The organism is Planosporangium mesophilum, from assembly GCF_016863255.1.
In the GTDB taxonomy this organism is placed as follows: Bacteria; Actinomycetota; Actinomycetes; order Mycobacteriales; family Micromonosporaceae; genus Planosporangium; species Planosporangium mesophilum.
In genome coordinates, this window is record NZ_BOON01000077.1 from 1 (window position 1) to 25,996 (window position 25,996).

Here is a 25,996-nt window from a genome sequence, read left to right on the forward strand (position 1 = left end):
ATCATCATCGCCACCACCAACCTCGGTACCCGCGACGTCGCCAAGGCCGTCTCGATGGGCTTCCAGTCGTCGGAGGACGTCGAGTCCACCTACGAGCGGATGAAGATCAAGGTCAACGAGGAGCTGAAGCAGCACTTCCGCCCGGAGTTCCTCAACCGCATCGACGACGTCATCGTCTTCCACCCGCTGGGCGAAGACGAGATCCTGTCGGTCGTCGACATCATGATCTCCCGAATCGAGACCCAGCTTCGCAACAAGGACATGGGCCTGGAGTTGACCGGCAGTTGCAAGCGCTTCCTGGCCAAGAAGGGCTACGACCCGGTGCTGGGCGCCCGGCCGCTGCGCCGCACCATCCAGCGCGAGATCGAGGACTCGCTGTCGGAGCGGATCCTGTGGGGCGAGCTGCGGCCCGGCCAGATCGTCTTCGTCGACTGCGAGGGCGACCCGAGAGACATCGAGACCGCCCGGCTCACCTTCCGCGGCGCGGACAAGCCGAGACTGGAACTCGACACGGTACCAGCCGACCGTGACCACGCCCCTCAGGGCCGACGGGTCCCGAAGTGGCGCCAGCAACCCGGGAACACGTCGTAGCCGGGCGACGGCCACTCGTGGCCCCGACGACTAGCGTGCACCGGCCTGGGTAGGCGGGCCTGCGGCCGGTCCACCATTCGAGGCGATCAGGAGGCGGTCATGCCGGTCCAGAACCCTAAGGACCTGTTCCTCTACGAACTGTCGGCCATGCACGACGCGCAGAAGAAGAGCGTCCAGTGGAAGGGTGAGATCGCCGGTCAGGTCCGCGACGCCACACTGCAGCAGACCGTTCGGATGGAGCAGGAGCAGGGGCAGCGGATGGTGAACAACCTGGACGCGGGCTTCCAGTCCCTCGGAACCCAGCCGGCCGATGTCCCGTGCCGGGCGTTCGACGGGATGCGGGCCGAGTACCAGCAGTTCATGAGCCAGAACCCCGCCCCCGAGATGGTCGACCTGTACACGGTCGGCGCCTTGCTGAAGGCGGCTCACTTCGGCGTCGGAAGCTACAAGAGCCTGGTCGACAAGGCGACGATGCTGGGTGAGACGCGGTGCGCCCAGATGCTGCACACCAATCTGGTCATGATCGAAGATACCAGCGGCAGGACCGAACGGATCAGCCACGAGATGTGCCAGCGGGTCATGGCCACCGCCTAGAAACCGCGTCGGGCGGCGCCGCTCACGCGCCCGCGGCGTCCAGGCGAGCCGCCTGCTCATCGGTCAGCTTGACGTCGAGCGCCGGGTCCCCAATGCCGCGGCGGCCGCCACCGGAGAACGGTGACGACCGCCGCGATGGTCGTTACCAGCCGACCGCCACGAGGAGATACTGCGGGTTGCCGTGCGAGATGAACGAGGACTGGTTGGCCACGTCGTCGTACGGGAAGCCGTACGCCAGCCGGTTGATGGCGTGGTCGTGCCAGAATTTGGCGTAGTAGTTCGCCGGCGGCGCCAGATAGAAATTGCTCGGGGTCTGCTGCTGCGCGGCCGGCAGGTGAGCGGTGTGCCGGTTCAGCGCGGCGCACATGTTCGGGTTGTTGGCCATCGAGCCGGCGCAGCCGAAGATGTTGGAAGTGGACTCGTTGACCCCGACCGACGAGGCGTAACTCGTGAAGTAGTTCTGGTACTGGCCGCCCGACCGGAAGGCGCTGCTGCTGCCCGGCGCCGGGATCCGGTACGGGGCCTGGATCTGGGCCAGGTGCTTGAACTCGGCCGGTACCGCGTCGATGAACCGCTGGAACGTGACCGCGCGGTCCTCGGAGAACGTGGCGAGGTCCTCGCCTACCGACGCGTCGTACCCGTCGTGGGCGTGCAGTCGCATCGCGAGCTTGAGGCCGAACGCGTCGACCCGCGTGGTGTTGCCGTTGAAGACCGAGGCCCCGACCGTGAACTCGATGAAGTCGTAGTACTGGCTGTTGGGCGAGCCGAGGTAGAAGTACATCCGACCGGCGGAGTTCGCCGGCATGTCGAGGTACTGCTGCTCCGCGATCGAGTGGACCTGGCCGTTGAAGCTCCAGTAGACCTGGCTGTCCGGGTAGCGCCCGTTGGTCCGGTTGAGGATCTTGACCGTGAGGACGTTCCGCGCCGCCGGGATGGTGCTGGTGTCGCCCCAGAACGATCCCGTATCCGGGGGCGGGGTGCTCGTGCCGGTGTTCACCGCGAGCTCCCACAGTGAGTACCCGTACTGCGTGGCCCGCGCGGTGCCGTACATCCGTACGTAGCGTCCGGTACCGGTGACGCTGATCGTCTGCGTGCCACCCGTACCGGATGTGGTGCTGTACACGGTGGTCCAGTTCGACGCGTCGGTGGAGACCTGGAGCTGGAAGGACCTGGCGTAGGCCGCCTCCCAGGTGAGGACCACCTGGCAGATCGCAACGGAGTTCCCGAGGTCGACCTGTAGCCACTGCGGGTCGCTGAACTGGCTGGACCAGCGGGTACCGGTGTTGCCGTCGACGGCGGCCGAGGCGGGGGTGCCGGAGTTCTCCGCCGAGGAGGCGGTGATCGGACGGCCCTGCGCCGCGTTCGCGGTACCGCAGGCCGCCGCCTGGGCCCGGCCGGTCGTGACTGCGGTGTACCCGGCGAGAAGCACGACCACGAGGGCCGTGAGGGCGGCCGCCACCACGGCCGGGCGGCGCCGGACCGCGGGTCGGTGCGGTGTGAATGGGTGTGACATCACGGCTCCTGGGGTGAGAGCGGCCGTCACCAGACTCCGGACCGAGGCGGGACCGGTGGTGGATGGCGTGGGCGAGAGAGCGCTCTCAAAGAGCTTCATCGAAACTTGTCGAACCGTCAAGACGTCGAGTACGCGCCTTGACGGCGACGGAGAATTCGGTCGCCTCCCGCCCACCCGCCGGTGAGGATCAGCCGATGCGGATGCACGCCGATCAGGTCGGCACCAGGTCGCACGCTCGCCCATCGGGAGATCAGCCATGAAGCCCATCGCCGGTACCGACCAGGTACTCATACGGGCACGTGTCGCGACGTCACTGCTGTTTCTGTTGTTCGGCATCACACTCGGTACCTGGACCGCGCGCATCCCCGCCGTCAAACACGGTTTGAGCCTCAGCGACGGCCAACTCAGCCTCGCACTGCTGGCGTTCGCAGCCGGCGCCATCACCGGCATGCAGGCGATCGGTCGAGCGGTGGACAGATTCGGCAGCAGAGCGATCATGGTGCCCGTGGCGATCGGTGAAGGCCTGGTACTCATTCCGACCGCGTACGTGCCCGGCCTCATCGTCCTGGCGACGGCGTTGTTCGTCTTCGGTGCAGTGCACGGCACGCTCAACATCGCGATGAACGCCAACGCTATCGAGGTGCAACGCGCCTGGCGGCGTCCGATCATGTCCTCGTTCCACGCGATCTACAGCATCGGCGGCTTCCTGGGGGCGGCCTTCGGCGGCCTGTTCGCCCGCGCCGAGGTCGATTCCGGCACCAACTTCGCCGTCGTCGGCACCGCGATGGTGGTGCTGGCCGTGTGGTCCTGGTGGTGGGCGCTGCCGCCCGACGCAGCCGCGCTGGACGAGGAGGCGACCGACGATGCCGGTGCCGTCCGCAGTCCTCGCACGCCGGGGTCACGTGGTGCCACACCGGGTGTGCTGTTCCTCGGAGTACTTGCCTTCTGCGCCCTCGTCGGTGAAGGCGCGGCCGCGGACTGGAGCGCCGTCTACCTTCGCGATAGCCTCCGCAGCACGGCCGGCTTCGCAGCCGCGGCCTACGCGGCCTTCTCGATCATGATGATGGTCGGGCGACTGCTCGGTGACCGCCTGGCCGCAAAGCTCGGTCCGGTCCGGCTGGTGCGAGGCTGCGGGGTGCTCGCTGCAGTGGGACTAGCAGTCGCGCTGCTGGTCGGGCATCCGGCCGCGGGCGTGGCGGGCTTCGCCTTTCTCGGCGCAGGCATGTCGTGCATCGCCCCGCAGGTGTACACCACGGCAGGCAACCGCAACCCCGCCATGGCGGGCCGGGCACTGGCTCGTGTCGTCAGCATCGGCTACGTCGGTTTCCTGACCGGGCCGATCCTCATTGGCAGTGCCAGCACTGTCGTCGGCCTGCCCGGCGCGCTCGCCATCCCGGTCATGCTGTCGCTGTTCGTGGCCCTCACCGCCTCGGCGCTGCGTCCGGCACCCGACCACACATCGGTCGAGGACGGAACCTGAGCGGTTCGCTCGCGCTGACGAAACTGGCCCAGCGGGTCACCCGATAAGTATGCCCAGGCCGCCCAGTAGCGCGATTCCGCCTATCACTCCCAGCAGGATCCACCGCGCTCGTACCGGGGTGCGAGCGCGATAAGACAGCGCGGCGAGCAGGAACAGTACCCCGGGAACTCCCCAGATGGTCCACATGGCGCCGAAGTTGAACCAGCCTTCAGGGCTCATATTGCTGATGCCCTTGTCAAGGGGGTGCATCGCGCCGGTCAGGATCAGGCCCTTCACCACGGTCTCGGCGACCGGGTACACCAACTGAACGGCTGCGGCGCCCCATAATCCAGCAAGAACTATCCACGACGGGATCCGCCTACCCCATGCTTGCACCGACGCCAACGCCAGCGCGACGGTGAGCATCCGCAAGCAGACCGCCAGGATGACCACCCCGTTGTCGTTCCACGAGGTGCCGTGGGCCACGTTCCACAACACCACCGTTCCAGCGATCAGACAGAACAGGCCGATATAGGCGGCGGCGGCCAGTGCGGGCCACCGCCGAGTCGGTGCCTGCGGGCTCGTCACTGTGACCCCAGCTCGCGCGTCCGACACGCTTTCGATTGACATGCTTCCATTGTCGCTGTGCCGATCGCTACGCCCCATCAGTGATCCCCCTGACGTTCGAGCTAATTCCGATCGTCACGCAGGCGCGATTCATGTCGATGACAGGACCTCGAATGCGGGATGGTTCGGCGCGATCGCGCGGAACCGCTCATCGCCGGCGTCCGGCCGCACGCCGTCGAAGAACGCGCCCGCCTCGACCCTCCACCGCGTCAGGTACGCGCGCAGCACCGGAACCTTCTCGTCGTCGGTCAGTTCCCGGCTGCGGAACACCTCGACCCGCTTGCCGACCCTGAGCTCTCCGGTGCCGGCGGCCCGCAGGTTGCGCACCCACTGCCCATGACCACGCGGAGACACGAGGTAGCGGCGCCCGTCGTATTCGAGCAGGTTCACGGGCGTCGTGCGCCACGCACCGCTGGTGCGCCCGCGCACCGCGAGCACCCGCGAACCGAGAATGCTCACTCCGTGCCGGGTCAGGAAAGCGACCGCCGGATTGAAGACGGCGCGGGTGAACCACCCCGGAGCGAGATAACGATCGGCCACCGCCACAGTCTGACGGCATCCGCGCGCGCCGGCTGTCGCCGATCCGACGATCGCCGCCCGGGCTGCGGCCCCGCACGTGCCGCTGTACCGTCGCAACGTGGATCTACCCGAGGGACTGCTCGCCCTGCTGCACCGGCCCAGCACCTGCTACCTGGCCACCTCGATGGCCGACGGCTCGCCCCACCTCACCCAGACCTGGGTCGACACCGACGGCGAGCACATCCTGATCAACAGCGTCCAGGGCTTTCAAAAGATCAAGAACATCGAGCGCGACCCCCGGGTGGCCGTGACCGTCTCCGACCCCGACAACCCCAGCCGGTACTACGCGGTCCGGGGACGCGTCCTGAGCGTCACCGCCGACGGCGCGCGGGACCACATCGAGAAGCTCTCCCAGCGGTACCTCGGCGGGCCGTACCCGTGGTTCGGAGGCCGGGACCAGACGCGGCTGGTCCTGACGATCGAGGCTCAGAAGATCAGCTTCACCGGCTAGCCCGCGGACAACCGCTGCGAAGTGCTCATGGCCGGCTGACGTACTCGCGCAGGTGCTTGGCGGTCAACGACGTACCGGCGCCGACCAGCTCGGCCGGTGTACCAGCGAAGACGACCTGCCCGCCGTCGTGGCCGGCGCCCGGGCCCAGGTCGATGATCCAGTCCGCGTGGGCCATCACCGCCTGGTTGTGCTCGATGACGATGACCGTGTTGCCGTCCTCCACGAGGCGGTCGAGCAGGCCGAGCAGTTGGTCCACGTCGGCGAGGTGCAGGCCGGTGGTCGGCTCGTCCAGTACGTAGATGGTCCCGTTCTTCGCCATGTTGATGGCGAGCTTGACCCGCTGCCGTTCACCGCCGGACAGGGTGGTGAGAGGCTGGCCGAGGCCGAGGTAGCCGAGGCCCACCGCGGCGAGGCGGTCGAGGATCGTACGGGGCTGGCCGGTGGTGAAGAACTCGCGCGCCTCGGTCACGGACATCCCGAGGACCTCGCTGATGTTCTTGCCGCCCAGCCGGTACGACAGCACCTCCGGGGTGAACCGCTCCCCCTTGCACTCCTCACACACCGACGCCACCTCGGCCATCATGGCCAGGTCGGTGTAGATCAGGCCGATCCCCTTGCAGGCGGGACAGGCGCCGGTGGAGTTGGCACTGAACAGGCCGGGCTTCACGCCGTTGGCCTTGGCGAACGCCGTCCGGATCGGGTCGAGCAGCCCCGTGTACGTGGCCGGGTTGCTCCGACGGGAGCCCCGGATCGGCGACTGGTCGGCGACGACCACACCGTCGCGCCCGGCGATCGAGCCGTGGATTAGCGAACTCTTGCCGGACCCGGCGACCCCGGTGACGACGCAGAGGACGCCGAGCGGGACGTCGACGCTCACGTCCTTGAGGTTGTGCTGCTTGGCGCCCCTGATCGGGATCTGGCCGCTCGGCTGGCGCGGGCGGGACCGCAGACCCACCCGGTGGTCGAGGTAGCGACCGGTCAGGGTGTCGGACTTTCGCAGTCCGGCCAGGTCGCCGGTGTAACAGATCCGGCCGCCCGCGGTACCGGCACCGGGGCCGAGATCGACCACGTGGTCGGCGATCTCGATCGTCTCCGGTTCGTGCTCCACGACGAGTACGGTGTTGCCCTTGTCCCGCAGCCGAAGCAGCAGGTCGTTCATGCGCTGGACGTCGTGCGGGTGCAGCCCGACCGTGGGCTCGTCGAAGACGTACGTGACGTCGGTCAGGCTGGAACCGAGATGCCGGACCATCTTCACGCGCTGAGACTCACCACCGGACAGTGTGGACGACTCCCGGTCGAGGCTCAGGTACCCGAGGCCGATCTCGACCATCGAGTCCAGCGTCTCGCCGAGCGCCTCCAGCAGCGGCGCGACGGACGGGTTCCGGATGCCCCGGACGAACTCGGCCAGATCGCTGATCTGCATGGCCGAGCACTGCGCGATGGTGCGGCAGTCGATCGTCGCCGACCGGGCGGCCTCGTTCAGCCGGGTACCCCCGCAGTCGGGGCAGCGGGTCAGCGCGACCGCCCGCTCGGCGAACGCGCGCGCCTGGGTTTGCATCGACTCCCGGTCCTTGGCCAGGTACTGCTTGCGGACCTTGGTGACCAGACCCTCGTACGTGAGATTGAGCGAGTCGATCTTGACTTTGGTGGGCGGCTTGTGGAGGAAGTCCTCCCACTTGGCAGGGGTGTAGTCCTTCAGCTTGCGGTCGGGGTCGAAGAGGCCGGAACGCGCCGCCATCCGCCAGTTCCAGGTGTCGACCCCGAATCCGGGTACCGTGATCGCCCCCTCGTTCAGCGACAGCTCCCGGTCGACCAGCTGGTCGACGTCGATCTCGGAGACCTTGCCGAGCCCCTCACAGCGCGGACACGCGCCCTCGGCCCGGTTGAAGCTGAACGCGAAGGGAGGGCCGACGTACGGGGTACCGATGCGGCTGAAGATGATCCGCAGCATGGTGTGGGCGTCGGTGGCGGTGCCCACGGTGGAGCGGGCGTTGGCCCCCATCCGCTCCTGGTCGACGATGATCGCCGCGCTCAGGTTGCGCAGCGAGTCGACGTCCGGGCGGGCAAGGCTCGGCATGAAGTTCTGGAGAAACGCCGTGTACGTCTCGTTGATCAGCCGCTGCGACTCGGCGGCGATCGTGTCGAAGACGAGTGAAGACTTGCCGGAGCCGGAGACCCCGGTGAACACGGTCAGCCGTCGCTTGGGGATGTCGAGGGAGACGCCGGTCAGGTTGTTCTCCCGGGCGCCACGGACCTGGATGACGTCGTGGCTGTCCGCGGCGGTGTGATCCGACTCGTCGTGCATCCTGCCTCCTACCTGGCAACCTTCGAACCGGACTCGCGCCGCGCCATCCGGCGCAGCACGACGGGCGCCACCGCGAACCCGATGACCGCCCACGCGCCGAGTACGGCGGTCGTCTCGAGGTGTCGCCACGACCCACCGATCTCCGCGCCCGCCATCACGTCGGGCAGCAGCGCCGCGCGCATCCCCAGCCCGAGCCAGTAGATCGGGAAGGCCTGGCCGATCCACTGCAACCACTCCGGGAGCGCGGTGATCGGGTAGAACACCCCGGAGATCGCCACCAGGCCGGTGAACAGCAGCATGACGAAGCCGAGGCTCTGCGTACCGTTCAGCAGCGAACCGAGGACGGCGCCGATCGGCAGGGTCGCGGCCAGGCCGAGCGCCAGCACCCACACCAGCGTCAGCCAGGACGACACGCTGTACAGGTCCAGGCCGTCGAACAGGAACGCCGCCGGGATCAGTACGAGTACCAGAATCGCGACGGCCATGCCGGCCTGGCTGATCACCTTGCCGGTCAGGTACCCGAGCACGCCGTTCGGGGTCGCCTTCGCCCGCAGCAGCGTGCCGTCGCGCCGCTCCATGGTCAGCGCCGAGGCCAGCCCCATCAGGGCGACGAGGACGACGTTCATCCCGAGGATGCCCGGGATCGCCTGTGAACCGAGGGAAAAGCTCGTACCCGGGACCGTGCTGTCGCTCAGCGCGTACATCACGATCAGCGCGATGATCGAGGGCCACACCCAGCCCAGGACGTCCCCCACGCTGGTCATCGTCTGCCGGAACTCGATCCAGCCGCGTTCCAGCCCCGCAGCGACGGCGGCCGTACGGTACGTCATGTGGCGTGTCATGCGGCCACCCCCGCCGGCCTCGATTCGGCTTCGCGCACCATGGCCAGGTACACGTCCTCCAGCCGCGGCCGGCGCACCTCCAGGTCACCGATCTCGTCGCCGTACCGGGCGAACAGCCCGCGCACGTACCCGGTGGCGTCCTGGGCGAACTCCGTGAAGAACTCGCCGCGGCGGCTGAACCGGACCTCGGCCTTGCCGGAGAATCGCCGGGCCAGTTCCGTCGCGCTGCCCTCGGCCACGATCTCACCGCCGACCAGGATCAGGATCCGGCCGGAGAGCTTCTCCGCCTCGTCCAGGTCGTGCGTGGTCAGCAGGATCGTCGTGCCGTCCAACTCGGACAGTCGGCGCACCAGGTCGTGGAAGGCCTGCCGGGCCTCGGGGTCGAAGCCGACGGTCGGTTCGTCCAGGAACAGCAGTTCCGGCCGGCCGACGAGGCCGATGGCCACGTCCAGCCGGCGCCGCTGCCCGCCGGAAAGCTTGCCGACGCCCGCGTTCGCCTGCCCGGCCAATCCGACCAGGGTGAGCAACTCGTCCGGGTCGAACGGTCTGCGGTACGGGGCGTAGTACCGGCCGAGGTGGGCCAGCAGTTCGCGTACCCGCCACTTGCCGTGATCGCGCCAGGCTTGCAGCACGATGCCGAGCCGGGCGCGCCACGCCTCGTCACCGTGGTCCGGGTCGACACCCAGTACGCGTACCTCGCCGGCGGAGCACTTCCGGAAACCCTCCAGGATCTCGAGGGTGGTCGTCTTGCCCGCCCCGTTCGGCCCGAGCAGCGCCACCACCTCGCCCCGGTGCACCCGGAGGTCGACGCCGTGCAGCACATCCACCGGGCCGTAACGCATCCGCAGGCCATGTGCCGTAATGACCTGCTCGTTTTCTGCAACAGTCATGCCTTCAAGTGTCTCATTGAACCTCCTTTTGAGACTTTTTCCGCCGTCCAGCCGGCTACACACCGAATGTGGGCCGCTAACCTTCAACCCAACGGTGGAAGGAGTGACAACCGGTGCGGCTTCGCCCGATCGACCTGGCCCGAGCGGCGGGCATCTCGACCCAACAGGTCCGCAACTACGCGGACGCGGGGATCCTGCCCCCGACGCCACGGACCGAGTCGGGTTACCGCACGTTCGACGACCGGCACCGCCGGGCGCTGCTCACGTACCGGTCGCTGGCGCGGGGGTACGGGCTGTACGCCGCTCAAGCGATCATGCAGGCCGTGCACGCCGGTGACCTGCCCGCAGCGCTCACGCTCGTGGACGCCGGCCACGCCGCGCTGCACGAACAGCGACTCTCGCTCCAGGCCGCCGGGGAAGCGCTCGAGGCGGTCGCGGAGCAGAGCCCCGACACCGCGGCACTGCCGCGCTCCGACCTGCGGATCGGAGAGGTCGCCGCCCACCTCGGCGTGCGCACCTCCGCCATCCGGGTCTGGGAGGCCGCGGGCCTGCTGACGCCTGCGCGCGAGCCCGGGACCGGGTACCGCCGCTTCAACCCGGCCGACGTCCGGGACGCCCGGATGATCAAGATGCTCCGCCAGGGCCACTATCCCCTGCCCCGGATCCAGCTCATCCTCGACGGCCTCCGCCGCACCGGCAGCAGCGAGGCGCTTCGCGCGGCCATCGCGGAACGCCTCGCGGGGCTGACCCGGCGGGCGACCGCCATGCTCGAAGCCTCCAGTCACCTGCACCACTACGTCACGAACGACGATCCGGCATGAACACCACCGGAGCGGGTAGCGACGACGCATGGCGGTCAGGTTGAACGAACGCGGGTTCCAGCACGCCCGACAGGTGATCGAGAGCGGGCGGTACGTACTCGACGACCGTGACGCGTGGAGCGAGCACCAGCCCTCCACCAAGCAGGAGAACGACTTCATCGCCACGCACGGGTTCGGCGCGTACGCGAAGTGGCATCTGGGCGTCGACGACGAGCAGCCACCGGACCGCAAGGCGCACTACAAGTTCCCGTACGGCGACTTCGACAAGGTCCACCGGTGCGCCGTGCTGTCCGCGGAATCACGCGCGGGCCAGTACAAGTACACCGACATCGAGCAGGCCGTGGCGCATCTGCACGGGATGCTGGATGTTCTGCGGAAGGTGACGGCCCGCTGAGATCGATCCCTGTCGTTATCCCCTGAGGGCTGGCCGCGGCTACGCCGGCGGGCGGTGCTCGGCGCGGTACTTCTCCCAGCGCTCCGGGATGGCCTGCAGTTCGTTGCGCATGAACTCGAAGAACTCGGCCGACTCGGCGAGGCGAGCGCCGGCCGGGGTGTGCCGGCCGAGCAGGTCGGCGCCCTCGCGCATGTTGGTGACCCAGCGCCCCACCAGCTGGTCGCGCTGCATGATCGTCTGGTACCAGACGTCGTCGTCGACCCAGTAGTGGTCGCGGCGCGATCCCCGCGCCCGTCCCCGGCGCACCATGTTGACCTGCATCAGGTACCGGACACCGCCGGAGATCGCCGCCGGGCTGGCATGCAGGTGCTCGGCCAGGTCGGCGGCGGTCAGGCGGCCCGAGTCGGTGGCGGTCAGGGCGATGAAGATGCGGGAGGCGATGCGGGGCACGCCGGCGTCGACCAGCTCCTCGGCGAAGTGCTCGATGAAGCGCGAGACGGCCTCCGGGTCACGCGTCGTGTCGTCGTTCGATGTTCGTGCCCCGGTCATCGTTCGCCTCCTTCACCACCAGCATTTTCACAGTTTACACAATTTCCAGTCTTCACGAATTTGTGAATAGAACGTATCTTCCGAAGCATGACTAACGCCATCTCGGTGTCCGGCCTGTGCAAGTCGTTCGGCCGGACCCGCGCGCTGGACGGTCTCGAGCTGACCGTCCGCACCGGCGAGGTGCACGGCTTCCTGGGGCCGAACGGCGCCGGGAAGTCCACCACGATCCGGGTACTCCTGGGGCTGCTGCGCGCCGACGCCGGTACGGCCCGGCTCCTCGACGGCGATCCGTGGCGCGACACCGCCGAGCTGCACCGCCGGCTCGCGTACGTGCCGGGCGACGTGACACTGTGGCCCAACCTGTCCGGCGGCGAGGTCATCGACCTGCTCGGCCGGCTGCGCGGCGGGCTCGACCAGAAGCGGCGGGCCAGCCTGCTGGAGCGTTTCGACCTCGACCCGACCAAGAAGGGCCGCACCTACTCCAAGGGCAACCGGCAGAAGGTCGCCCTGGTCGCGGCGCTGGCCTCCGACGTCGAACTGCTCATCCTCGACGAGCCGACCTCCGGCCTGGACCCGCTGATGGAGGCGGTCTTCCGGGAGTGCATCGCCGAGGAGCGCGACAACGGGCGCACCGTGCTGCTGTCCAGCCACATCCTGGCCGAGGTCGAGGCGCTCTGCGACCGGGTCAGCATCATCCGGGCCGGCCGTACCGTCGACACCGGCACGCTGTCCGAACTGCGACACCTCACCCGTACCGCGATCGCGGCCGACCTGGCGCAGCCGCCGACCGGACTGGCCGGGCTGGCCGGCGTCCACGACCTCGTCGCCGAGGACAGCCGGGTGCGGTTCACCGTCGACAACGAGCGCCTCGACGCCGTGCTGCGGCACCTCACGACGTTCGGGGTGCGCTCGCTGACCAGCCAGCCCCCGACCCTGGAGGAGCTGTTCCTGCGCCACTACTCCGAAGAGCTGGTCTGATCATGACCTCATTCACGGGTACCGGAGCACTGGCGCGACTGGCGCTGCGCCTCGACCGGGTCCGGCTCCCGGCGTGGGTGCTCGTCATCGGCCTCACGCCGGCCGCGACCGCGGCCCAGTACAAGAAGCTCTACCCCGACGAACACACCATCCAGCAGGTCGCCGGGGTCATCACCAACCCGTCGCTGGTCGCGCTGAACGGGCCGCTGTTCGCCCCGACCCTCGGTGGCCTCACCGCCTGGAAGATCGGCATGACGGAGTTCGTCCTCGCAGCGCTGATGAGCCTGCTCACCGTCGTACGGCACACCCGTGCCGAGGAGGAGACCGGCCGGCTGGAGCTGGTACGGGCCGGCGTGGTCGGCCGGTACGCCCCGCTCACCGCGGCGCTGCTGGTCACCGGCCTCGCCAACCTCGCCTGCGCGGTACTCGTCGCGCTGGGGCTCGTCGGCACCGGACTGCCGGTCACCGGCTCGGTGGCGTTCGGCGTCGCGGTCGGCCTCGTCGGCCTGGTATTCGCGGCCGTCGCGGCCGCGGCGGCGCAGCTCACCGACAGCGCCCGGTCGGCCGTCGCGATCGCCTCCGCCGTACTCGGCGCGGCGTACCTGCTGCGCGCCGTCGGAGACACCGGTCCGACCTGGCTGACCTGGCTGTCCCCGATCGGCTGGGCGATGCGGGTACGGGCCTTCGCCGGCGAACGGTGGTGGCCGCTCGGCGTGGCCGTGGCCGGAGTCGCGGTGCTCACCGTGGTGGCGTACACCCTGGTCGGCCGCCGCGACCTGGGCGCCGGCCTGCTGCCGCAGCGGCACGGACCGGCGCAGGCCTCCCCCGGGCTGCGCAGCCCGCTCGCGCTGGCCTGGCGGCTGCACCGTGGCCTCCTGATCGGCTGGCTGATCGGCATGGCACTGTCCGGTGCGGTCCTCGGCGGCGCCGCGGGCGCCATCGGCGACGCGATCGGCGCCAACCCGCAGATCACCGACCTGATGGCTCGCCTGGGCGGTGGCCGCAAGGCGCTGGTCGACGCGTACCTGGCCGCGGTGTTCGGCATTGTCGGCCTGGTCGCGGCGGTGTACACGGTGCAGGCCACCCTGCGGCTGCGCGCCGAGGAGGCCGGCGGGCGGGTGGAGCCGCTGCTCGCCACGCCGGTCGGGCGGATCCGGTGGGCGGCGAGCCATCTGGTGGTCGCGCTGCTGGGCACCACCGTGCTGCTGGCCGTCGCGGGTTCCGCCGGTGGCCTGGGGTACGGGCTCCAGATCCACGACGTCGGCGGCCAGACGCCGCGGCTGCTGGCCGCCGCGCTGGTGCAACTGCCGGCGGCCTGGGTGCTCGCCGGGCTCGGCGCGGCCCTGTTCGGCCTGGCGCCCCGGCTGGCGGCGGGACTGACCTGGGCCGGGCTCGGCGCCTGTCTGCTGCTGTTCGAGGTGGGCGCGATGCTCGGGCTCAGCCGGTGGCTGGTGGACGCCTCGCCGTTCGCGCACGTACCGAAGTTGCCCGGCGCCGCGGTCACGGCCACGCCGCTGCTGGCGCTGACCGCGATCACGGTCGCGCTGATAGTCGCCGGTCTGGCCGGCTTCCGCAGCCGCGACCTCGGCTGAGAGCCGGAGGGGTCCCCGCGGTACAGGGGACGCCTCCGTGCCTCAGATCGTCGTGACCGCCGTGCCGGGGTCTGAGGCGGCCGTCGGCGGCCTGGTCAGCAGGTCTTCAAGAAGCGCGGTGGCGTAGATCGCGGCCTTCAGCGCGGCCGGGTGATCGGGCGGCCAGATCCGCCGGCGATAGCGGTAGCTCCGGCCGCGGAAGCGGACCAACGCGACGGCGTGGGCGCCGCCGGCCGTCTCGTAATCCACCTCAAGCGTTTCCAGGGCACCGTCCCACGTGGCGAGGTCGCCGGCTACCGCGTCCCGCGCCAACCGCAGGAACGCGTCCACGTACGCGTCACGATCCGCCGCCTCGGTACTCATCACGCACAATTGTGGACCGCACCGGTCGTGCTCGCGACGACGATGTCGCCGACGCCGCCGGCCGCCACGAGGTGGGCCGCCGTGACGGCCAACCCGTAGTCGGCGCCGGCGACCGCGCGCTACTCGTTCACGATCAGCGTGGTTCCACCGGGCAGCGCCACGACCGAGTTCGGCGCGGTGGGCACGACGATCGGTACCCCACCGACCGTCACGGTCAGGGTGGTCGACCCGGTCGCCGCGCCGTTCAGCGGCTGACGCACGTCGGGAACGACGCACCGTGCGGCACCGTCCTGAGCGGTCGTCGCGGTGCAACCCTGCCGGGTGACCCCGGATCCGATAGACAGGTCGACGGTACGGCCGGCCACCGCCCCACCCGCGAAGTCCTTCAACACCGCCGACAGTGCGACCGATTCGCCGTTGGCCACGGCGTGCGGCCCGGTGTAGGTGAGCGTCGTCGGCGTCTGCAGCTTCAACGTCGCGGTGACCTTGGAGCCCAACACGTCGCGGTTGCCGTCGAAGCTCACGACGAGCGGTACCGACGGGGCGGGTGGTTGGTTGACGGTGACCGTGCAGGCTGCGGTGCCCCTCGGATCCGTCGTCGCGGTGCACTCCTGTTGCACTGCCGTACGGAGTCTGAAGTGCACCGGCTGACCGGGCAGAGCCTCCCCGTTGACGTGCGACGGCGGTCGGTCTGTGACGAAGCGATCCGCTCCGGAAGAACGCTGGTCGCCCATGAGATTGATGAATCGCTATGACTGTACGACCGTTGTCGGCGGCTCCGTTCGGTGTGTAACTTTCCCGACGACGTGGTATCCGACGGGAGACTGACGTGGCACGGCAACACATCGATTCCGGAACCGGCTGGCTGTACCGTCGGACGCTGGACCGCTTCATCCGCCGGTTGGTCGACGGCCTCGCCACCCATGCGGTGAGACAGCATGCCTGAGCCTGAGCACGCGGATCCGCCGCTGGCCCCGGACGAGCTGGTCAGCACCGGCGGCGAGCGCGAGCTGCTGGAGACGTTCCTCGACCTGTACCGCACCGTGGTCACGCGCAAACTGTCCGGTGTGGACGACGAGCAGGCGCGCCAACGGCTCGTACCGTCGCCGACCACACTGGCCGGAATTGCGAAGCACCTCGCCGCGGTCGAGCGGGAGTGGTTCCAGACCACGCTGGCGCAGCAGCCACCCCTCCCGTCCGGTGACGACTGGAGCGTGGCCGCGGACGAGACGGTTGCCGACCTGCTGGCCGACTACGAGCGGGCGTGCGAGGAGTCCCGCCGGACAGCGGCCCGGTTTGGGCTGGACGACCGGGTGCCGCACCGCCGGATGGGACAGGTCTCGCTGCGCTGGATCTACGTCCACATGATCGAGGAGACCGCCCGGCACGCCGGTCACGCCGACATCCTGCGCGAGCAGACCGACGGCGCGGTCGGCTTCGACGGCTGATCCCCGCTCCTGCTGGATACCGCTCCATCTTCGGGAACGCGCGATGAATGACATCACCGCGAGTCACATCACCGCGCCGCCCGATCCACACCGTGCCGCGCTACCCACTTTGCTCTGCTCCCGGGCCGGCAACACGGGTAGCGGCGCTACGCGCGATGCCTATCCGGGAGCAGAGCAAAGCACGCGAACCCGAGCGTCCCCGCATGCAGGTGAGCGTCATGACCCGTGACGCGACGGCGCACGGCGGGTCACCGAACGGTTCCGGCCGCACGCCACAGTGGTGCCGATTGACGGACCTTCCGGTACTGACAAGCTGGTGGCCGTGGCAGACACGGAGGCGCGGGTCGAGCCGGGCAGGGGCGCCGGCGGCTGGCTGAGCCGCAACCTGCTGGTGCTGTCCGGGGTGTCGTTCCTCCAGGACGCGGCGAGCGAACTGCTCTACCCGATCCTGCCGATCTTCCTCACCGTCGCGCTCGGCGCGCCGGTCGCTGTGGTCGGGCTTGTGGAGGGGCTGGCCGAGGGCGGGTCGGCACTGACCAAGCTGGCCGCCGGCAGCCTGGGTGACCGGTACCGCCGCCGTCCGCTGATCGCAGCCGGGTACGGGCTGGCCGCCGCCGGCAAGGTCCTCATCGCCGTCGCCGTCGCGTGGCCGGTGGTACTGGCCGGCCGGGTGGTCGACCGGCTCGGCAAGGGCGTACGCGGCGCACCCCGCGACGCGCTGCTCGTCGACGGCGTCCCACCGGCCGCCCGTGGCCGCGCCTTCGGCCTGCACCGCACCGCGGATACCCTCGGCGCGGTCGTCGGCCCGCTGCTCGGGCTGGCCGGGTACGAGCTGCTGAACCATCGCATCCGGCCGTTGCTGATCGTCGCCGTCGTGCCGGCGGTGCTCAGCGTGCTGCTGGTCGCCGCGGTACGGGAGCGGCCCCGCCCGCTCCCGGCACAACGGGTCCGCCCGACCCTGCGGGGCGCCGGCCGACTGCCCGGCCGGTTCTGGCGGGTGATGGCCGTCCTCGGGATCTTCAGCCTGGCGAACTTCCCCGACGCGCTCCTGCTGCTGCGCCTGCACGAGATCGGGTTCTCGGTGACCGCGCTGATCCTCGCGTACGTCACCTATAACGTCGTCTACGCCATCGCGAGCTACCCGGCCGGGCTGTTCGCCGATCGGTGGCGCCCGCCGCGGGTGTTCGGCCTGGGCCTGGTCTTCTTCGCGGTCGGTTACCTCGGCCTCGGCATGGTCGACAACCACGCGGCCGCCTGGGCGCTGCTCGCCGCGTACGGACTCTTCGCCGCCTGTACCGACGGGGTCGGCAAGGCCTGGATCTCGCGCCTGGTCGACGCCGACTACCAGTCCCGGGCGCAGGGCGTCTACCAGTCGATGAGCGGGCTCGGCGTACTCGTCGCCGGGGTGTGGTCCGGCCTCGCCTGGCACGCCGACGGCCACGCGCCGCTGCTCCTGTCCGGTACCGTCGCCGCCGTGCTGGCCGGGTTTCTGCTGTTGGCGCCACCTCCGCGAGCGTTGACGGTCAGGCCGGGGGCTTGACCGCGCGGAGGCGTTCCACCGTGCCGGCGCGCGACCGGTGGCTGTCCTGCACGACGAAGCCGGCCCGCTCGACCAGGGGCAGCGGGCGCCGCGTCTGGTAGTCGCCGACGTACCGCAGGGTGACCTTCTCCCACAGCCGTTGCAGCGCCAGCAGGACCCGGTTGCTGGCGGCCACGTGGTCCAGGAGCAGCAGCTGCCCTCCCGGGCGCAGCACCCGGCGCATCTCGGCGATCGTCGCCCGGTCGTCGGCCACGCTGCACAACGACAGCGTGCACACCACGGTGTCGAACGACGCATCGTCGAACGGCAGGTGCTCGGCGTCGGCCTGCGACAGCGCCACCGTCAGGCCGAGGTCGGCGGCCCGCTTCGCGGCGGCGGCGAGCATCGCCGGGCTCAGGTCCACCCCGGTCAGGCGGACTCCGGACGGGTAGTGCGGCAGGTTCAGCCCGGTACCGATGGCGACGTCGAGGACGTCGCCGGCGGCCTGCGCGCACACCCAGCGCCTGCCGTCGCGGCCGAAGAGCAACGGCTCCACGCGGCGCATGTTCCGGTCGTAGTGCGACGCCGCCCGGTCCCACAACAGGCGGTTGCGAGCGTTCGCTTCCTCGGCCACCGCGACACCTCCTCGTACGTTGACGTTACGGCGGTGGGGCCGCGCCGGCTCGGGTGAGCATGCCGGCGGCGGCGACCGCGCAGCAGACCGCGACGGCGACCCAGACGGGGGTGTAACCGCCGGCGGCGTACATCAGCCCGGCAGCCGCGAGGGGCGCGCCGGCCTTGGCCAGTGTGACCGGGACGGTCAACAGACCGGAGATGGTGGCGTAACCGCTGGTGCCGTACCGGTCGGCTAGCATCGTGGGGCGGGCGATGGTGGCCGCGCCGAAGCCGAGTCCGAACCCGACGACGGCGATCACCGCACCGGTCCTGCTGGCCGCGGCCAGCGGCAGGCTCGCCGCGGCGAGCGCCTGGAGCGCGAAGATGGCGGCGACGACGGTACTGGGCCGGACCCGCCGCTGCGCCCCGGTGAGGACGACGCGACCGGTGACCGACAGGATGCCGAGCAGCCCGGCCACTCCGGCGGCGAAGGTGGCCGGGTGCCCTCGCGAGATCAGGTACGCGACCAGGTGGACGGTGAGCGCGCTGACCGCGGCCGAGTGCGCGACGAACCCGACCGCGAGGATCCAGAACCGGGTGTCGCGTACGGCCCGGCCCCTGCCCGATGTCAGGGGGTGGCCCTGCGACGGCGCCGGGCCCGTGGGCGGGCGGCGCAGGACGAGCGCGTGCAGCGGTACCGTCACCGCACCGTGCAGCACGGCCAGGAGGAGCAGCGCCTCGCGCCAGCCGTACCGGTCCACCAGCAGCCCGGTCACGGGCAGGAAGACGGAGCTGGCGAAGCCGGCCACGACGGTGATCGCGAGCAGGGCGTTGGCGCGGCGACCCGGGTCGAACCAGGCCACCACGACGGCGAAGGCCGGCTCGTAGAGCACCATCGCCGAGGTCAGCCCCACCCCGACGAGCACCGCGTACAGCTGCGCCACGGTGTGTACCTGCGACCAGGCGGCCAGCAGCGCGGTGGCGGCCAGGGAACCGGTCGTCATGAGGCCGCGGCCGCCGTGCCTGTCCAGCCACCGCCCGACCGGTACCGCCATCACCGCCCCGGCGAGGGTCGAGGCGGTCAGCGCCCCGGTGACCACGGTGGCCGACGCGTGCAGGTCGCGCGCCATCGGTTGCAGGAGGACGGCGAAGGCGTAGTACAGCGCGCCGTAGCCGACGGTCTGGGTGACGGCCAGGGCGGCGACGATCCACCAGCCACGGAAGACGCGGTTCCCGCCGGACCGGCCAGCTCCGGCGGGAAGCCGCGTCACCCGGGTAAGGGCCATCAGCCGCAGCAACCCCCACCACTGCCGCCGACGGTGACCAGCTGCGGGCGGTCACCCGGCGCCGGGGCATCGGCGGCGAGGCCGAAGCGGGCCGTGGCGTCATCGAGCATCGCCCGGGCGCCGAGCGTGGTGGAGCAGACGCCTGTTTCGGGCAGCTCGAGCTGAACGTCGCGGGCGGCCTCCCAGTCGCCGGCGAGGGCCGCGCCGATGGAGCGGACCTGCTCGTAGCCGGTGGCCATCAGGAACGTCGGGGCCCGGCCGTAGCTCTTCATCCCGACCGCGAAGTAGCCCGGTTCGGGTTGGGTCAGCTCGTCGACGCCGTGCGGGCGGACGCTGCCGCAGGAGTGCTCGTTGGGGTCGATCAGCGGCGCGAGGGCGCGGGTGCAGCCGAGGATCGGGTCGAGATCGAGGCGAAGCTCGGTGGCGATGCTGTGGTCGGGCCGGAACCCGGTCGCACCGACGATTCGGTCGGCGACAAGAGTACGGCCGGTGGCGTCGACCAGCTCCCCGTGGCCGTCGCTGAGGCTGCGGACAGTGTGCACGCCGAAGCCGGTGACCAGCTCGACGCGGCCGCTGGTGACCAGCAGCCGCAGCCCGGTGCCCAGCGCGCCGCGGGCGGCCAGCTGGTCTGCGTCACCGCCACCGTAGGCCCGGTCGGCGCTGCCGCTACGCACCGCCCAGGTGATGCGGGTGCCGGGAGCCTGGTCGGCTAGTTCGGCCAGCGCGAGCAGGGTGTTGGCCGCCGAGTGGCCGGAGCCGACGACGACGGTGTGTCTGCCGGCGTAGGCGTCCCGGTCGGCACCGAGCACATCGGGCAGGGCGTAGTCGATCAACGCGGCGGCATCGGCCTCACCGTGCGCGGCCAGCCCGTTGACGCCGAGGACGTTGGGGGTGGTGCAGGTGCCGGACGCGTCGATCACGGCGCGGGCGTGGAGGTCGGTGCCGTCGGCCAGCCGCACCACGAACGGGGCGGCCTCGCGGCCGGCGGTACGCACCCGGTCCACGCCGACCCGGCCGATCGCGACCACGCCGGCGTCGTAGCGGATGTGCGGGGCGAGGGCGGACAGCTTGGCCAGAGGCCGAAGGTACTCCTCCACCAGTTCACCGCCGGTCGGCAGCGCCTCCAGGTCGGGCTCGGCCCAGCCGGCGGCCTCCAGCAGCCGCCGGGCGGCGGCGTCGATGTTGTAGCGCCACGGGCTGAACAACCGGACGTGCCCCCACCGCCGCACGGACGCGGCGACGTCACTGCCATCCTCGAGGACCAGGAACGGCAGGCCCCGCTCGGTCAGGTGCGCGGCGGCGGCCAGGCCGACCGGGCCGGCGCCGATCACCACCACCGGCGGGTCGGTGGCCTCGCTCCGGCCTGCTACGACCGCGGTCGTGTCGGAGGTGGTCGCTGCCGACCCGCAGCACACGCCAGTTGCCGGCGCTTCGGTGGCGGTAGCGCGCCGGGCGTCGGCGGCGGGGCCGCAGCAACTCCCGCCAGCCGGGGTGGTGGTCTCGCTGCTCATGGTGATGTCCCCCAGAAAGGTGCACGGAAGGCTCGGACTTTTACGGGAGGTCAGCGCCGGCCGACAAGCCGGAACGGACCCATCGTCGCTAAGCTCCCTGTCTTGACAGATCTCGAATCAGGGTTCGAGCGTGACATCTGTTTCGGCGGCCGTCAAGCTAGACAGCCATCTAATCAGCGTGTGCCGCCGCTCACCTGGAGCCGTTTGTCAACCGGGCGGCTGATCTGTCAATCTAGACGTATGTCGAAGCAGGCAGGGTCCCTGGTCATGGCCGCTGGGCAGGCGTGCTGTCCGCCACTGGCGGTGTCACCCATGACCGACGAGCAGGCCGTCGGACTGGCGCCCATGTTCAAGGCGCTCGGCGACCCCGTCCGCCTGCGGCTCATGTCGATGATCGCCTCGACCACCGAGATCTGCGTCTGCGACCTGACCGACGCGTTCGACCTGTCCGGCCCGACCATCTCTCACCACCTGCGGGTGCTGCGCGAAGCGGGCCTGGTCGACAGCGAGCGGCGCGCCACCTGGGTCTACTACTCCGCCAAGCCGGAAGCGCTACGACAGCTGTCCGGCCTACTGGAGATAACCACCCCCGCGTGAGCCGGGCCGCACGGTAGGCGTGACCGACTGTTCACCGCGACACCGCCCGCACAAGTGGACGACAGGCACAGCCGTGTGCTCTTATCAGTCCGTGCTGATATCAGCGGAGCATGATGTGATCCGGATGCTGGCCGATCCACTACGGCTCCGCATCATCGAGCTTCTCGCCGATGGGCCGGCCTGCGTCTGCCACCTGGTCGAGGACACCGGCGCCAAGCAGCCCAACATCTCCAACCACCTGCGCGCGCTGCGCGGGGCCGGCCTGGTCGTCGCCGAGCCGCACGGACGGTTCACCTACTACCGCCTGTTGCCCGACGCAGTCGAGACCGTCGCCGGCCAGCTCGCCGAGCTGGCGCAGCGCGCCCGCACCAACGCCGACGCCCGCCGGGAGTGCCCGTGACCACCGACCAGACCACCGCCGCACCGACCGCGGTGGTCGGCAAACTCTCCCGCCTGGATCGGTTCCTGCCCCTGTGGATCGGCCTCGCGATGGCCGCCGGCCTGCTGCTCGGCCGTCTCATCCCCGGCCTGGACAGCGCTCTCGACAGCGTCAAGGTCGGGGGGGTCTCGCTGCCGATCGCGCTCGGGCTGCTGGTGATGATGTATCCGGTCCTGGCCAAGGTCCGCTACGACCGCCTCGACACCGTCACCGCCGACCGGCGGCTGCTCATCTCGTCGCTACTGCTCAACTGGGTGCTCGGCCCGGCGCTGATGTTCGCCCTGGCCTGGATCTTCCTGCCCGACCAGCCCGCCTACCGCACCGGCCTGATCATCGTCGGTCTGGCCCGCTGCATCGCCATGGTGATCATCTGGAACGACCTTGCCTGCGGCGACCGCGAAGCCGCCGCCGTGCTGGTCGCCCTCAACTCGGTCTTCCAGGTTCTGGCGTTCGGGCTGCTCGGCTGGTTCTACCTGTCCGTACTGCCCGGCTGGCTGCACCTGTCCGGCGCGAAGCTCGACGTCTCCGGCTGGGACATCGCCCGCAACGTCCTCATCTTCCTCGGCATCCCGCTGCTGGCCGGCTACCTGACCCGCCGCCTCGGCGAGAAGACCAACGGCCGTGTCTGGTACGAGCAGCGCTTCCTACCCAGGATCGGACCGGCGGCCCTGTACGGGCTGCTGTTCACCATCGTCATCCTGTTCGCCCTGCAAGGCGACGCCATCACCAACCGGCCTCTCGACGTCGCCCGCATCGCGCTGCCACTGCTGGCCTACTTCGCCATCATGTGGGCCGGCTCGTACGCCCTCGGCAGGTCCATCGGCCTGGGCTACGAGCGGACGACCACCGTCGCGTTCACCGCGGCCGGCAACAATTTCGAACTCGCCATCGCCGTGGCGATCGGCACCTTCGGCGTCACCAGCGGCCAGGCCCTCGCCGGGGTGGTCGGGCCGCTCATCGAGGTACCGGTGCTGGTCGCGCTGGTCTACGTCAGCCTCGCGCTGCGCCGCCGCTTCCGTTCTTAGGAGAGATCGCCGTGGCCGACAAGCCCAGCGTCCTGTTCGTGTGCGTGCACAACGCCGGCCGCTCCCAGATGGCCGCCGGCTGGCTACGCCACCTCGCCGGCGACGCCGTCGAGGTCCGCTCGGCCGGCTCCGCGCCCGCCGACCGGATCAACCCGGTCGCCGTGGAGGCCATGCGCGAGGTCGGCGTCGACATCACCGCCGAGCAGCCCAAGAAGCTCGAGTACGCCACCGCACAGGCTTCCGACGTCGTCATCACCATGGGCTGCGGCGACGTCTGCCCTGTCTTTCCCGGCAAGCGGTACGAGGACTGGAAGCTCGACGATCCGGCCGGCCAGGGCATCGCGGCCGTACGCGGAATCCGCGACGAGATCCGCGACCGCGTACAGGCACTCGTCAACGACCTCGTCCGCGGTCGGGCGTGAGCGACCCGGCTGGGTACGCACCCACGCGATCGGCATGGGCGGCTCCTATGCCGCCCTGCTGACCGGTTTCTACGTCGACAACGGCCCCCAACTGCCGGTGTGGGACCGACTGCCACACCTCACGTACTGGCTGCTGCCCACGGCGGTCGGCGCACCGCTGATTCGGCGGGCACTTCGCCGGTTCCGCTCCGACATGAGCACCCGGCCCCGCACCGGGGCCCATGCGGTCGCACGGCGGTAGCGGCGCTCACGAAAACGCCGCCATGTTGGCGCACCGCCGTTAGTGTGCGGGTACGACTCAGTGTCACGACCAAGGAGCAACCTGTGGCGTCTCGTCTCAATCCGTACATCAGCTTCGACGGCAACGCACGGCAAGCCATGGAGCTCTACCACAGTGTCTTCGGCGGCACCCTGACGCTGAACACGTTCGGCGAGTTCGGCGGGGCGGACGCCGGGATCGCGGACAAGATCATGCACGGCATGCTCGAGACCGACAACGGGTTCACGCTCATGGCCTCCGACACCCCACCCGGAATGGAGTACAACCCCGGTAACAACATCTCGGTCAGCCTGAGTGGCGACGCCGCCGCCGAACTGCACGGGTACTGGGACAAGCTGTCGGACGGCGGCACCGTGTCGGTCCCGTTGGAGAAGCAGATGTGGGGCGACGAGTTCGGCGCGTGCGTGGACCGGTTCGGCATCTACTGGATGGTCAACATCACCCAGCCGTGAGACAGGCGCTGACTTCTCACTGACGCGCCCCGGCAGAGACACTCCCCGCCGGGCGGTCTGGGCGTCGCACGCATACACCCACCGTGCGCGCCCTACGCGTCGTCATTGCTCCCACCACAGGCGGGGCACCTGGCCGACGAGTTCGTCGAGGGCGGCCACGCGCCGCGCACGGGTACCGACTGCCGCAGCGCGAGCAGATCAATCGCAAGCCGAACCAGCGCCGCACCGACAGATGCTCGACGAGCACCTGATGCGCTGCCATCCGATCCACCGACCGCCTCCATCGTCGCGAGAGGGCGTGGCGGTCAGGTCAGAGGGGAACATCCGATCGCCGCGCCCGTGGGCTCACGATGACGCGGGAGTACCGCTGTCCGCGACGACATCGGCGGCGTCCGATCGGCGTCGTACAGGACGACATTCCGGCGTCATTGGCGATACCCTGAGCGCGTGACCGTGCCAAATGGAACGTTGCGAGCGGTCCGCATGGGACTGCTGATGAGCCAGGACGACTTCGCCCGAGCCATCCGCGACGCCGGAAGCCGCGCTGGGCACCCCAACGACGCGAACAAGCGGCTCGTGCAGCGGTGGGAATCCGGCACGATCGCCACACCCCGGCCGGTGTACGCGCGGGCGCTGGAGTCTGTCACCGGCCTGCCCATCGAGGCGCTCGGTTTCACGTTCCCGGTACCGCAGGCGCGCGTGTCCGGCGACAACCACGGCGGCCACGACGTCGATAACTTGCCCACGGGTATCGCCGCGACGAGCAGAACCGGCCAGCCCCGGCCGGCACAGCGCGGTAACCATTCGGGCGTCTGGCTGAGTAGGTACGAGTACTTCTCCAGTGGTCGCGACGGCACCTTCGTCGGGCTGCACTACGTCACGGTCATCCAGCACGGGGACCGGCTGACTGTCCGCAGCTTGCCGGGGTCGTCGGATTCGCCGCTCACGATGGACCTGACCGTCGACGGCAACGTCGTCACGGGCACCTGGGTCGAGCAGACGTCGCCGGAAAGTTACTACCGTGGCGCCCGGTATCACGGCGCGATCCAGATGCTCGCAGAGCCCACGGGGCGGCGCATGGTTGGCAAGTGGGTGGGCTTCGGCAAGGAGATGGACGTCAACACCGGCCCCTGGGAGCTGATCTTCCAGGAGGGCTCCACTGACCGCGCCACGCTGGAGCGGTACAACCGCCGGCCAGAACCGGAATGATCCGGTGAGCCGCCGCTTCCGGAAGTTGTGACGATCCTGGCAAGCTATGACGATCATGTCCAGGTTTGCAGCGGTGGACGTTCACTATCCGCCCTCCGGTGGCGCCCGGGCCGCGCTCGTGCTCGCCGACTCGGCCCGGTTCTCCACCATCGTCGAGGAGCGGGTGCGCTGGCTGCCGGAGGCGGCGGCCTACCAGCCGGGAGCGTTCTTCGCCCGGGAACTGCCGCCGGTACGGGCGGTCCTCGCCGCCACCGGTGACCTCGACCTCGTCGTGATCGACGGCTACGTCGACCTGGACCCGCACGGCCGGCCGGGGCTCGGCGCTCACCTCCACGCGGAGACCGGTACGCCGGTGATCGGGGTCGCCAAGACCGCCTTCCGCACCGCCACCCACGCGATCCCGGTCCACCGCGGCGCCGCCACGAGGCCGCTGTACGTCACCGCGGCCGGGGTCCCGGTCGACCGCGCGGCCGCGCTGGTGGCCGGCATGGCCGGGCCGTACCGGCTGCCGGACGCGCTGCGCCGCGTCGACGCGCTGGCCCGCGCCAACGCCGTACCGTAGCCACCGCGTGCCGGAAAGCGTCAGGCTTGACGTTCTCCCCGCCCTGAAGGACGGGGATTCCCTGCGCGCTGCGCGCGGAACGC

30 protein-coding genes are annotated in these 25,996 nt (G+C 70.1%); 18 read left to right on the plus strand and 12 right to left on the minus strand.

What is annotated here, in order from left to right; translation table 11 throughout:
* Together Pme01_RS29865 and Pme01_RS29870 are read left to right on the plus strand one after the other, a co-directional pair.
* A partial coding sequence (locus tag Pme01_RS29865; protein ID WP_168118190.1) for a ClpB D2-like domain containing protein occupies positions 1-591 on the plus strand: 591 nt, incomplete at its 5' end.
* Positions 592-690: 99 nt separating this feature from the next.
* Positions 691-1,185, plus strand: coding sequence for a DUF892 family protein (locus Pme01_RS29870; RefSeq protein ID WP_168118191.1), 495 nt, complete (start codon positions 691-693; stop codon positions 1,183-1,185).
* A 142-nt stretch (positions 1,186-1,327) separates the two neighbouring features.
* Here Pme01_RS29870 and Pme01_RS29875 read toward each other — a convergent pair whose 3' ends face one another.
* Positions 1,328-2,698, minus strand: a complete 1,371-nt coding sequence (locus tag Pme01_RS29875) for a beta-1,3-glucanase family protein (protein ID WP_168118192.1) — start codon at positions 2,696-2,698, stop codon at positions 1,328-1,330.
* Between the two features lie 256 nt (positions 2,699-2,954).
* Here Pme01_RS29875 and Pme01_RS29880 point away from each other — a divergent pair, with 256 nt between their 5' ends.
* Complete coding sequence (locus Pme01_RS29880; RefSeq protein ID WP_168118193.1) at positions 2,955-4,178, plus strand: MFS transporter; 1,224 nt, start codon at positions 2,955-2,957, stop codon at positions 4,176-4,178.
* A gap of 36 nt (positions 4,179-4,214) precedes the next feature.
* Here the strand turns inward: Pme01_RS29880 and Pme01_RS29885 are convergent, their stop codons facing one another.
* Positions 4,215-4,787, minus strand: coding sequence for a hypothetical protein (locus Pme01_RS29885; protein WP_168118194.1), 573 nt, complete (start codon positions 4,785-4,787; stop codon positions 4,215-4,217).
* Positions 4,788-4,874: 87 nt separating this feature from the next.
* Positions 4,875-5,330 carry a nitroreductase family deazaflavin-dependent oxidoreductase gene (locus Pme01_RS29890; protein WP_239088544.1) on the minus strand — a complete coding sequence of 152 codons (456 nt, stop codon included), beginning with the start codon at positions 5,328-5,330 and terminating at the stop codon, positions 4,875-4,877.
* A 91-nt stretch (positions 5,331-5,421) separates the two neighbouring features.
* Between Pme01_RS29890 and Pme01_RS29895 the strand changes: the two genes are divergently transcribed.
* On the plus strand, positions 5,422-5,814 hold the full coding sequence (locus Pme01_RS29895; protein WP_168118195.1) for a PPOX class F420-dependent oxidoreductase: 393 nt from the start codon (positions 5,422-5,424) through the stop codon (positions 5,812-5,814).
* A gap of 25 nt (positions 5,815-5,839) precedes the next feature.
* Here the strand turns inward: Pme01_RS29895 and Pme01_RS29900 are convergent, their stop codons facing one another.
* The 3 genes from Pme01_RS29900 to Pme01_RS29910 are packed head-to-tail and all read right to left on the minus strand — an operon-like array spanning position 5,840 to position 9,851.
* A complete protein-coding gene (locus tag Pme01_RS29900) occupies positions 5,840-8,119 on the minus strand; it encodes an ATP-binding cassette domain-containing protein (protein ID WP_168118196.1) in 2,280 nt (759 codons plus the stop codon).
* 8 nt (positions 8,120-8,127) lie between these two features.
* Positions 8,128-8,949 carry an ABC transporter permease gene (locus tag Pme01_RS29905; RefSeq protein ID WP_168118197.1) on the minus strand — a complete coding sequence of 274 codons (822 nt, stop codon included), beginning with the start codon at positions 8,947-8,949 and terminating at the stop codon, positions 8,128-8,130.
* 8 nt (positions 8,950-8,957) lie between these two features.
* Positions 8,958-9,851, minus strand: a complete 894-nt coding sequence (locus Pme01_RS29910) for an ABC transporter ATP-binding protein (RefSeq protein WP_168118198.1) — start codon at positions 9,849-9,851, stop codon at positions 8,958-8,960.
* A gap of 113 nt (positions 9,852-9,964) precedes the next feature.
* Between Pme01_RS29910 and Pme01_RS29915 the strand changes: the two genes are divergently transcribed.
* Positions 9,965-10,672 (plus strand): MerR family transcriptional regulator, encoded by a 708-nt coding sequence (locus tag Pme01_RS29915; protein WP_168118199.1) that lies wholly within the window; start codon positions 9,965-9,967, stop codon positions 10,670-10,672.
* A 28-nt stretch (positions 10,673-10,700) separates the two neighbouring features.
* Positions 10,701-11,066 carry a hypothetical protein gene (locus tag Pme01_RS29920; RefSeq protein WP_168118200.1) on the plus strand — a complete coding sequence of 122 codons (366 nt, stop codon included), beginning with the start codon at positions 10,701-10,703 and terminating at the stop codon, positions 11,064-11,066.
* Between the two features lie 39 nt (positions 11,067-11,105).
* Here Pme01_RS29920 and Pme01_RS29925 read toward each other — a convergent pair whose 3' ends face one another.
* Positions 11,106-11,615 (minus strand): GbsR/MarR family transcriptional regulator, encoded by a 510-nt coding sequence (locus Pme01_RS29925; protein WP_168118201.1) that lies wholly within the window; start codon positions 11,613-11,615, stop codon positions 11,106-11,108.
* A gap of 87 nt (positions 11,616-11,702) precedes the next feature.
* Here Pme01_RS29925 and Pme01_RS29930 point away from each other — a divergent pair, with 87 nt between their 5' ends.
* Both Pme01_RS29930 and Pme01_RS29935 read left to right on the plus strand, forming a co-directional pair.
* Positions 11,703-12,593 (plus strand): ABC transporter ATP-binding protein, encoded by an 891-nt coding sequence (locus Pme01_RS29930; RefSeq protein WP_168118202.1) that lies wholly within the window; start codon positions 11,703-11,705, stop codon positions 12,591-12,593.
* A gap of 2 nt (positions 12,594-12,595) precedes the next feature.
* Positions 12,596-14,185: an ABC transporter permease gene (locus tag Pme01_RS29935; RefSeq protein ID WP_168118203.1), complete on the plus strand. Its 1,590-nt coding sequence runs from the start codon at positions 12,596-12,598 to the stop codon at positions 14,183-14,185.
* Positions 14,186-14,227: 42 nt separating this feature from the next.
* Here the strand turns inward: Pme01_RS29935 and Pme01_RS29940 are convergent, their stop codons facing one another.
* Both Pme01_RS29940 and Pme01_RS29945 read right to left on the minus strand, forming a co-directional pair.
* Complete coding sequence (locus Pme01_RS29940; RefSeq protein ID WP_168118204.1) at positions 14,228-14,548, minus strand: hypothetical protein; 321 nt, start codon at positions 14,546-14,548, stop codon at positions 14,228-14,230.
* A 119-nt stretch (positions 14,549-14,667) separates the two neighbouring features.
* Positions 14,668-15,168, minus strand: a complete 501-nt coding sequence (locus Pme01_RS29945; protein ID WP_203935977.1) for a hypothetical protein — start codon at positions 15,166-15,168, stop codon at positions 14,668-14,670.
* 318 nt (positions 15,169-15,486) lie between these two features.
* Between Pme01_RS29945 and Pme01_RS29950 the strand changes: the two genes are divergently transcribed.
* Complete coding sequence (locus Pme01_RS29950) at positions 15,487-15,996, plus strand: DinB family protein (protein ID WP_168118206.1); 510 nt, start codon at positions 15,487-15,489, stop codon at positions 15,994-15,996.
* 322 nt (positions 15,997-16,318) lie between these two features.
* A complete protein-coding gene (locus Pme01_RS29955; RefSeq protein ID WP_168118207.1) occupies positions 16,319-17,536 on the plus strand; it encodes an MFS transporter in 1,218 nt (405 codons plus the stop codon).
* Here the strand turns inward: Pme01_RS29955 and Pme01_RS29960 are convergent.
* Genes Pme01_RS29960 through Pme01_RS29970 form a run of 3 tightly spaced genes read right to left on the minus strand, consistent with a single transcriptional unit; the run spans position 17,520 to position 20,927 of the window.
* Positions 17,520-18,149 carry a class I SAM-dependent methyltransferase gene (locus Pme01_RS29960; RefSeq protein WP_239088545.1) on the minus strand — a complete coding sequence of 210 codons (630 nt, stop codon included), beginning with the start codon at positions 18,147-18,149 and terminating at the stop codon, positions 17,520-17,522. The genes Pme01_RS29955 and Pme01_RS29960 overlap by 17 nt on opposite strands.
* Positions 18,150-18,174: 25 nt before the next feature.
* The gene (locus Pme01_RS29965) at positions 18,175-19,401 is read right to left on the minus strand and encodes an MFS transporter (RefSeq protein ID WP_239088546.1); all 1,227 of its coding nucleotides are present in this window, start codon (positions 19,399-19,401) and stop codon (positions 18,175-18,177) included.
* Between the two features lie 14 nt (positions 19,402-19,415).
* Entirely contained in the window at positions 19,416-20,927 is a 1,512-nt protein-coding gene (locus Pme01_RS29970; protein ID WP_168118209.1) for an NAD(P)-binding domain-containing protein, read from the minus strand.
* 240 nt (positions 20,928-21,167) lie between these two features.
* Between Pme01_RS29970 and Pme01_RS29975 the strand changes: the two genes are divergently transcribed.
* The 8 genes from Pme01_RS29975 (at position 21,168) to Pme01_RS30010 (ending at position 25,913) form a co-directional block, all read left to right on the plus strand.
* A complete protein-coding gene (locus Pme01_RS29975) occupies positions 21,168-21,524 on the plus strand; it encodes an ArsR/SmtB family transcription factor (protein WP_168118210.1) in 357 nt (118 codons plus the stop codon).
* Between the two features lie 91 nt (positions 21,525-21,615).
* Positions 21,616-21,924 carry an ArsR/SmtB family transcription factor gene (locus Pme01_RS29980; RefSeq protein ID WP_168118211.1) on the plus strand — a complete coding sequence of 103 codons (309 nt, stop codon included), beginning with the start codon at positions 21,616-21,618 and terminating at the stop codon, positions 21,922-21,924.
* On the plus strand, positions 21,921-22,988 hold the full coding sequence (gene arsB / locus Pme01_RS29985; RefSeq protein ID WP_168118212.1) for an ACR3 family arsenite efflux transporter: 1,068 nt from the start codon (positions 21,921-21,923) through the stop codon (positions 22,986-22,988). Before Pme01_RS29980 ends, arsB begins: the two co-directional genes overlap by 4 nt.
* Positions 22,989-22,999: 11 nt before the next feature.
* On the plus strand, positions 23,000-23,410 hold the full coding sequence (locus tag Pme01_RS29990; protein ID WP_168118213.1) for an arsenate reductase ArsC: 411 nt from the start codon (positions 23,000-23,002) through the stop codon (positions 23,408-23,410).
* A gap of 34 nt (positions 23,411-23,444) precedes the next feature.
* Entirely contained in the window at positions 23,445-23,651 is a 207-nt protein-coding gene (locus tag Pme01_RS29995; protein ID WP_168118214.1) for a hypothetical protein, read from the plus strand.
* An 83-nt stretch (positions 23,652-23,734) separates the two neighbouring features.
* Complete coding sequence (locus Pme01_RS30000) at positions 23,735-24,142, plus strand: VOC family protein (RefSeq protein WP_168118215.1); 408 nt, start codon at positions 23,735-23,737, stop codon at positions 24,140-24,142.
* A 483-nt stretch (positions 24,143-24,625) separates the two neighbouring features.
* Positions 24,626-25,351 (plus strand): XRE family transcriptional regulator, encoded by a 726-nt coding sequence (locus tag Pme01_RS30005; protein ID WP_203935980.1) that lies wholly within the window; start codon positions 24,626-24,628, stop codon positions 25,349-25,351.
* A gap of 55 nt (positions 25,352-25,406) precedes the next feature.
* A complete protein-coding gene (locus Pme01_RS30010) occupies positions 25,407-25,913 on the plus strand; it encodes an endonuclease V (RefSeq protein ID WP_240948405.1) in 507 nt (168 codons plus the stop codon).
* Positions 25,914-25,996: the final 83 nt, after the last annotated feature.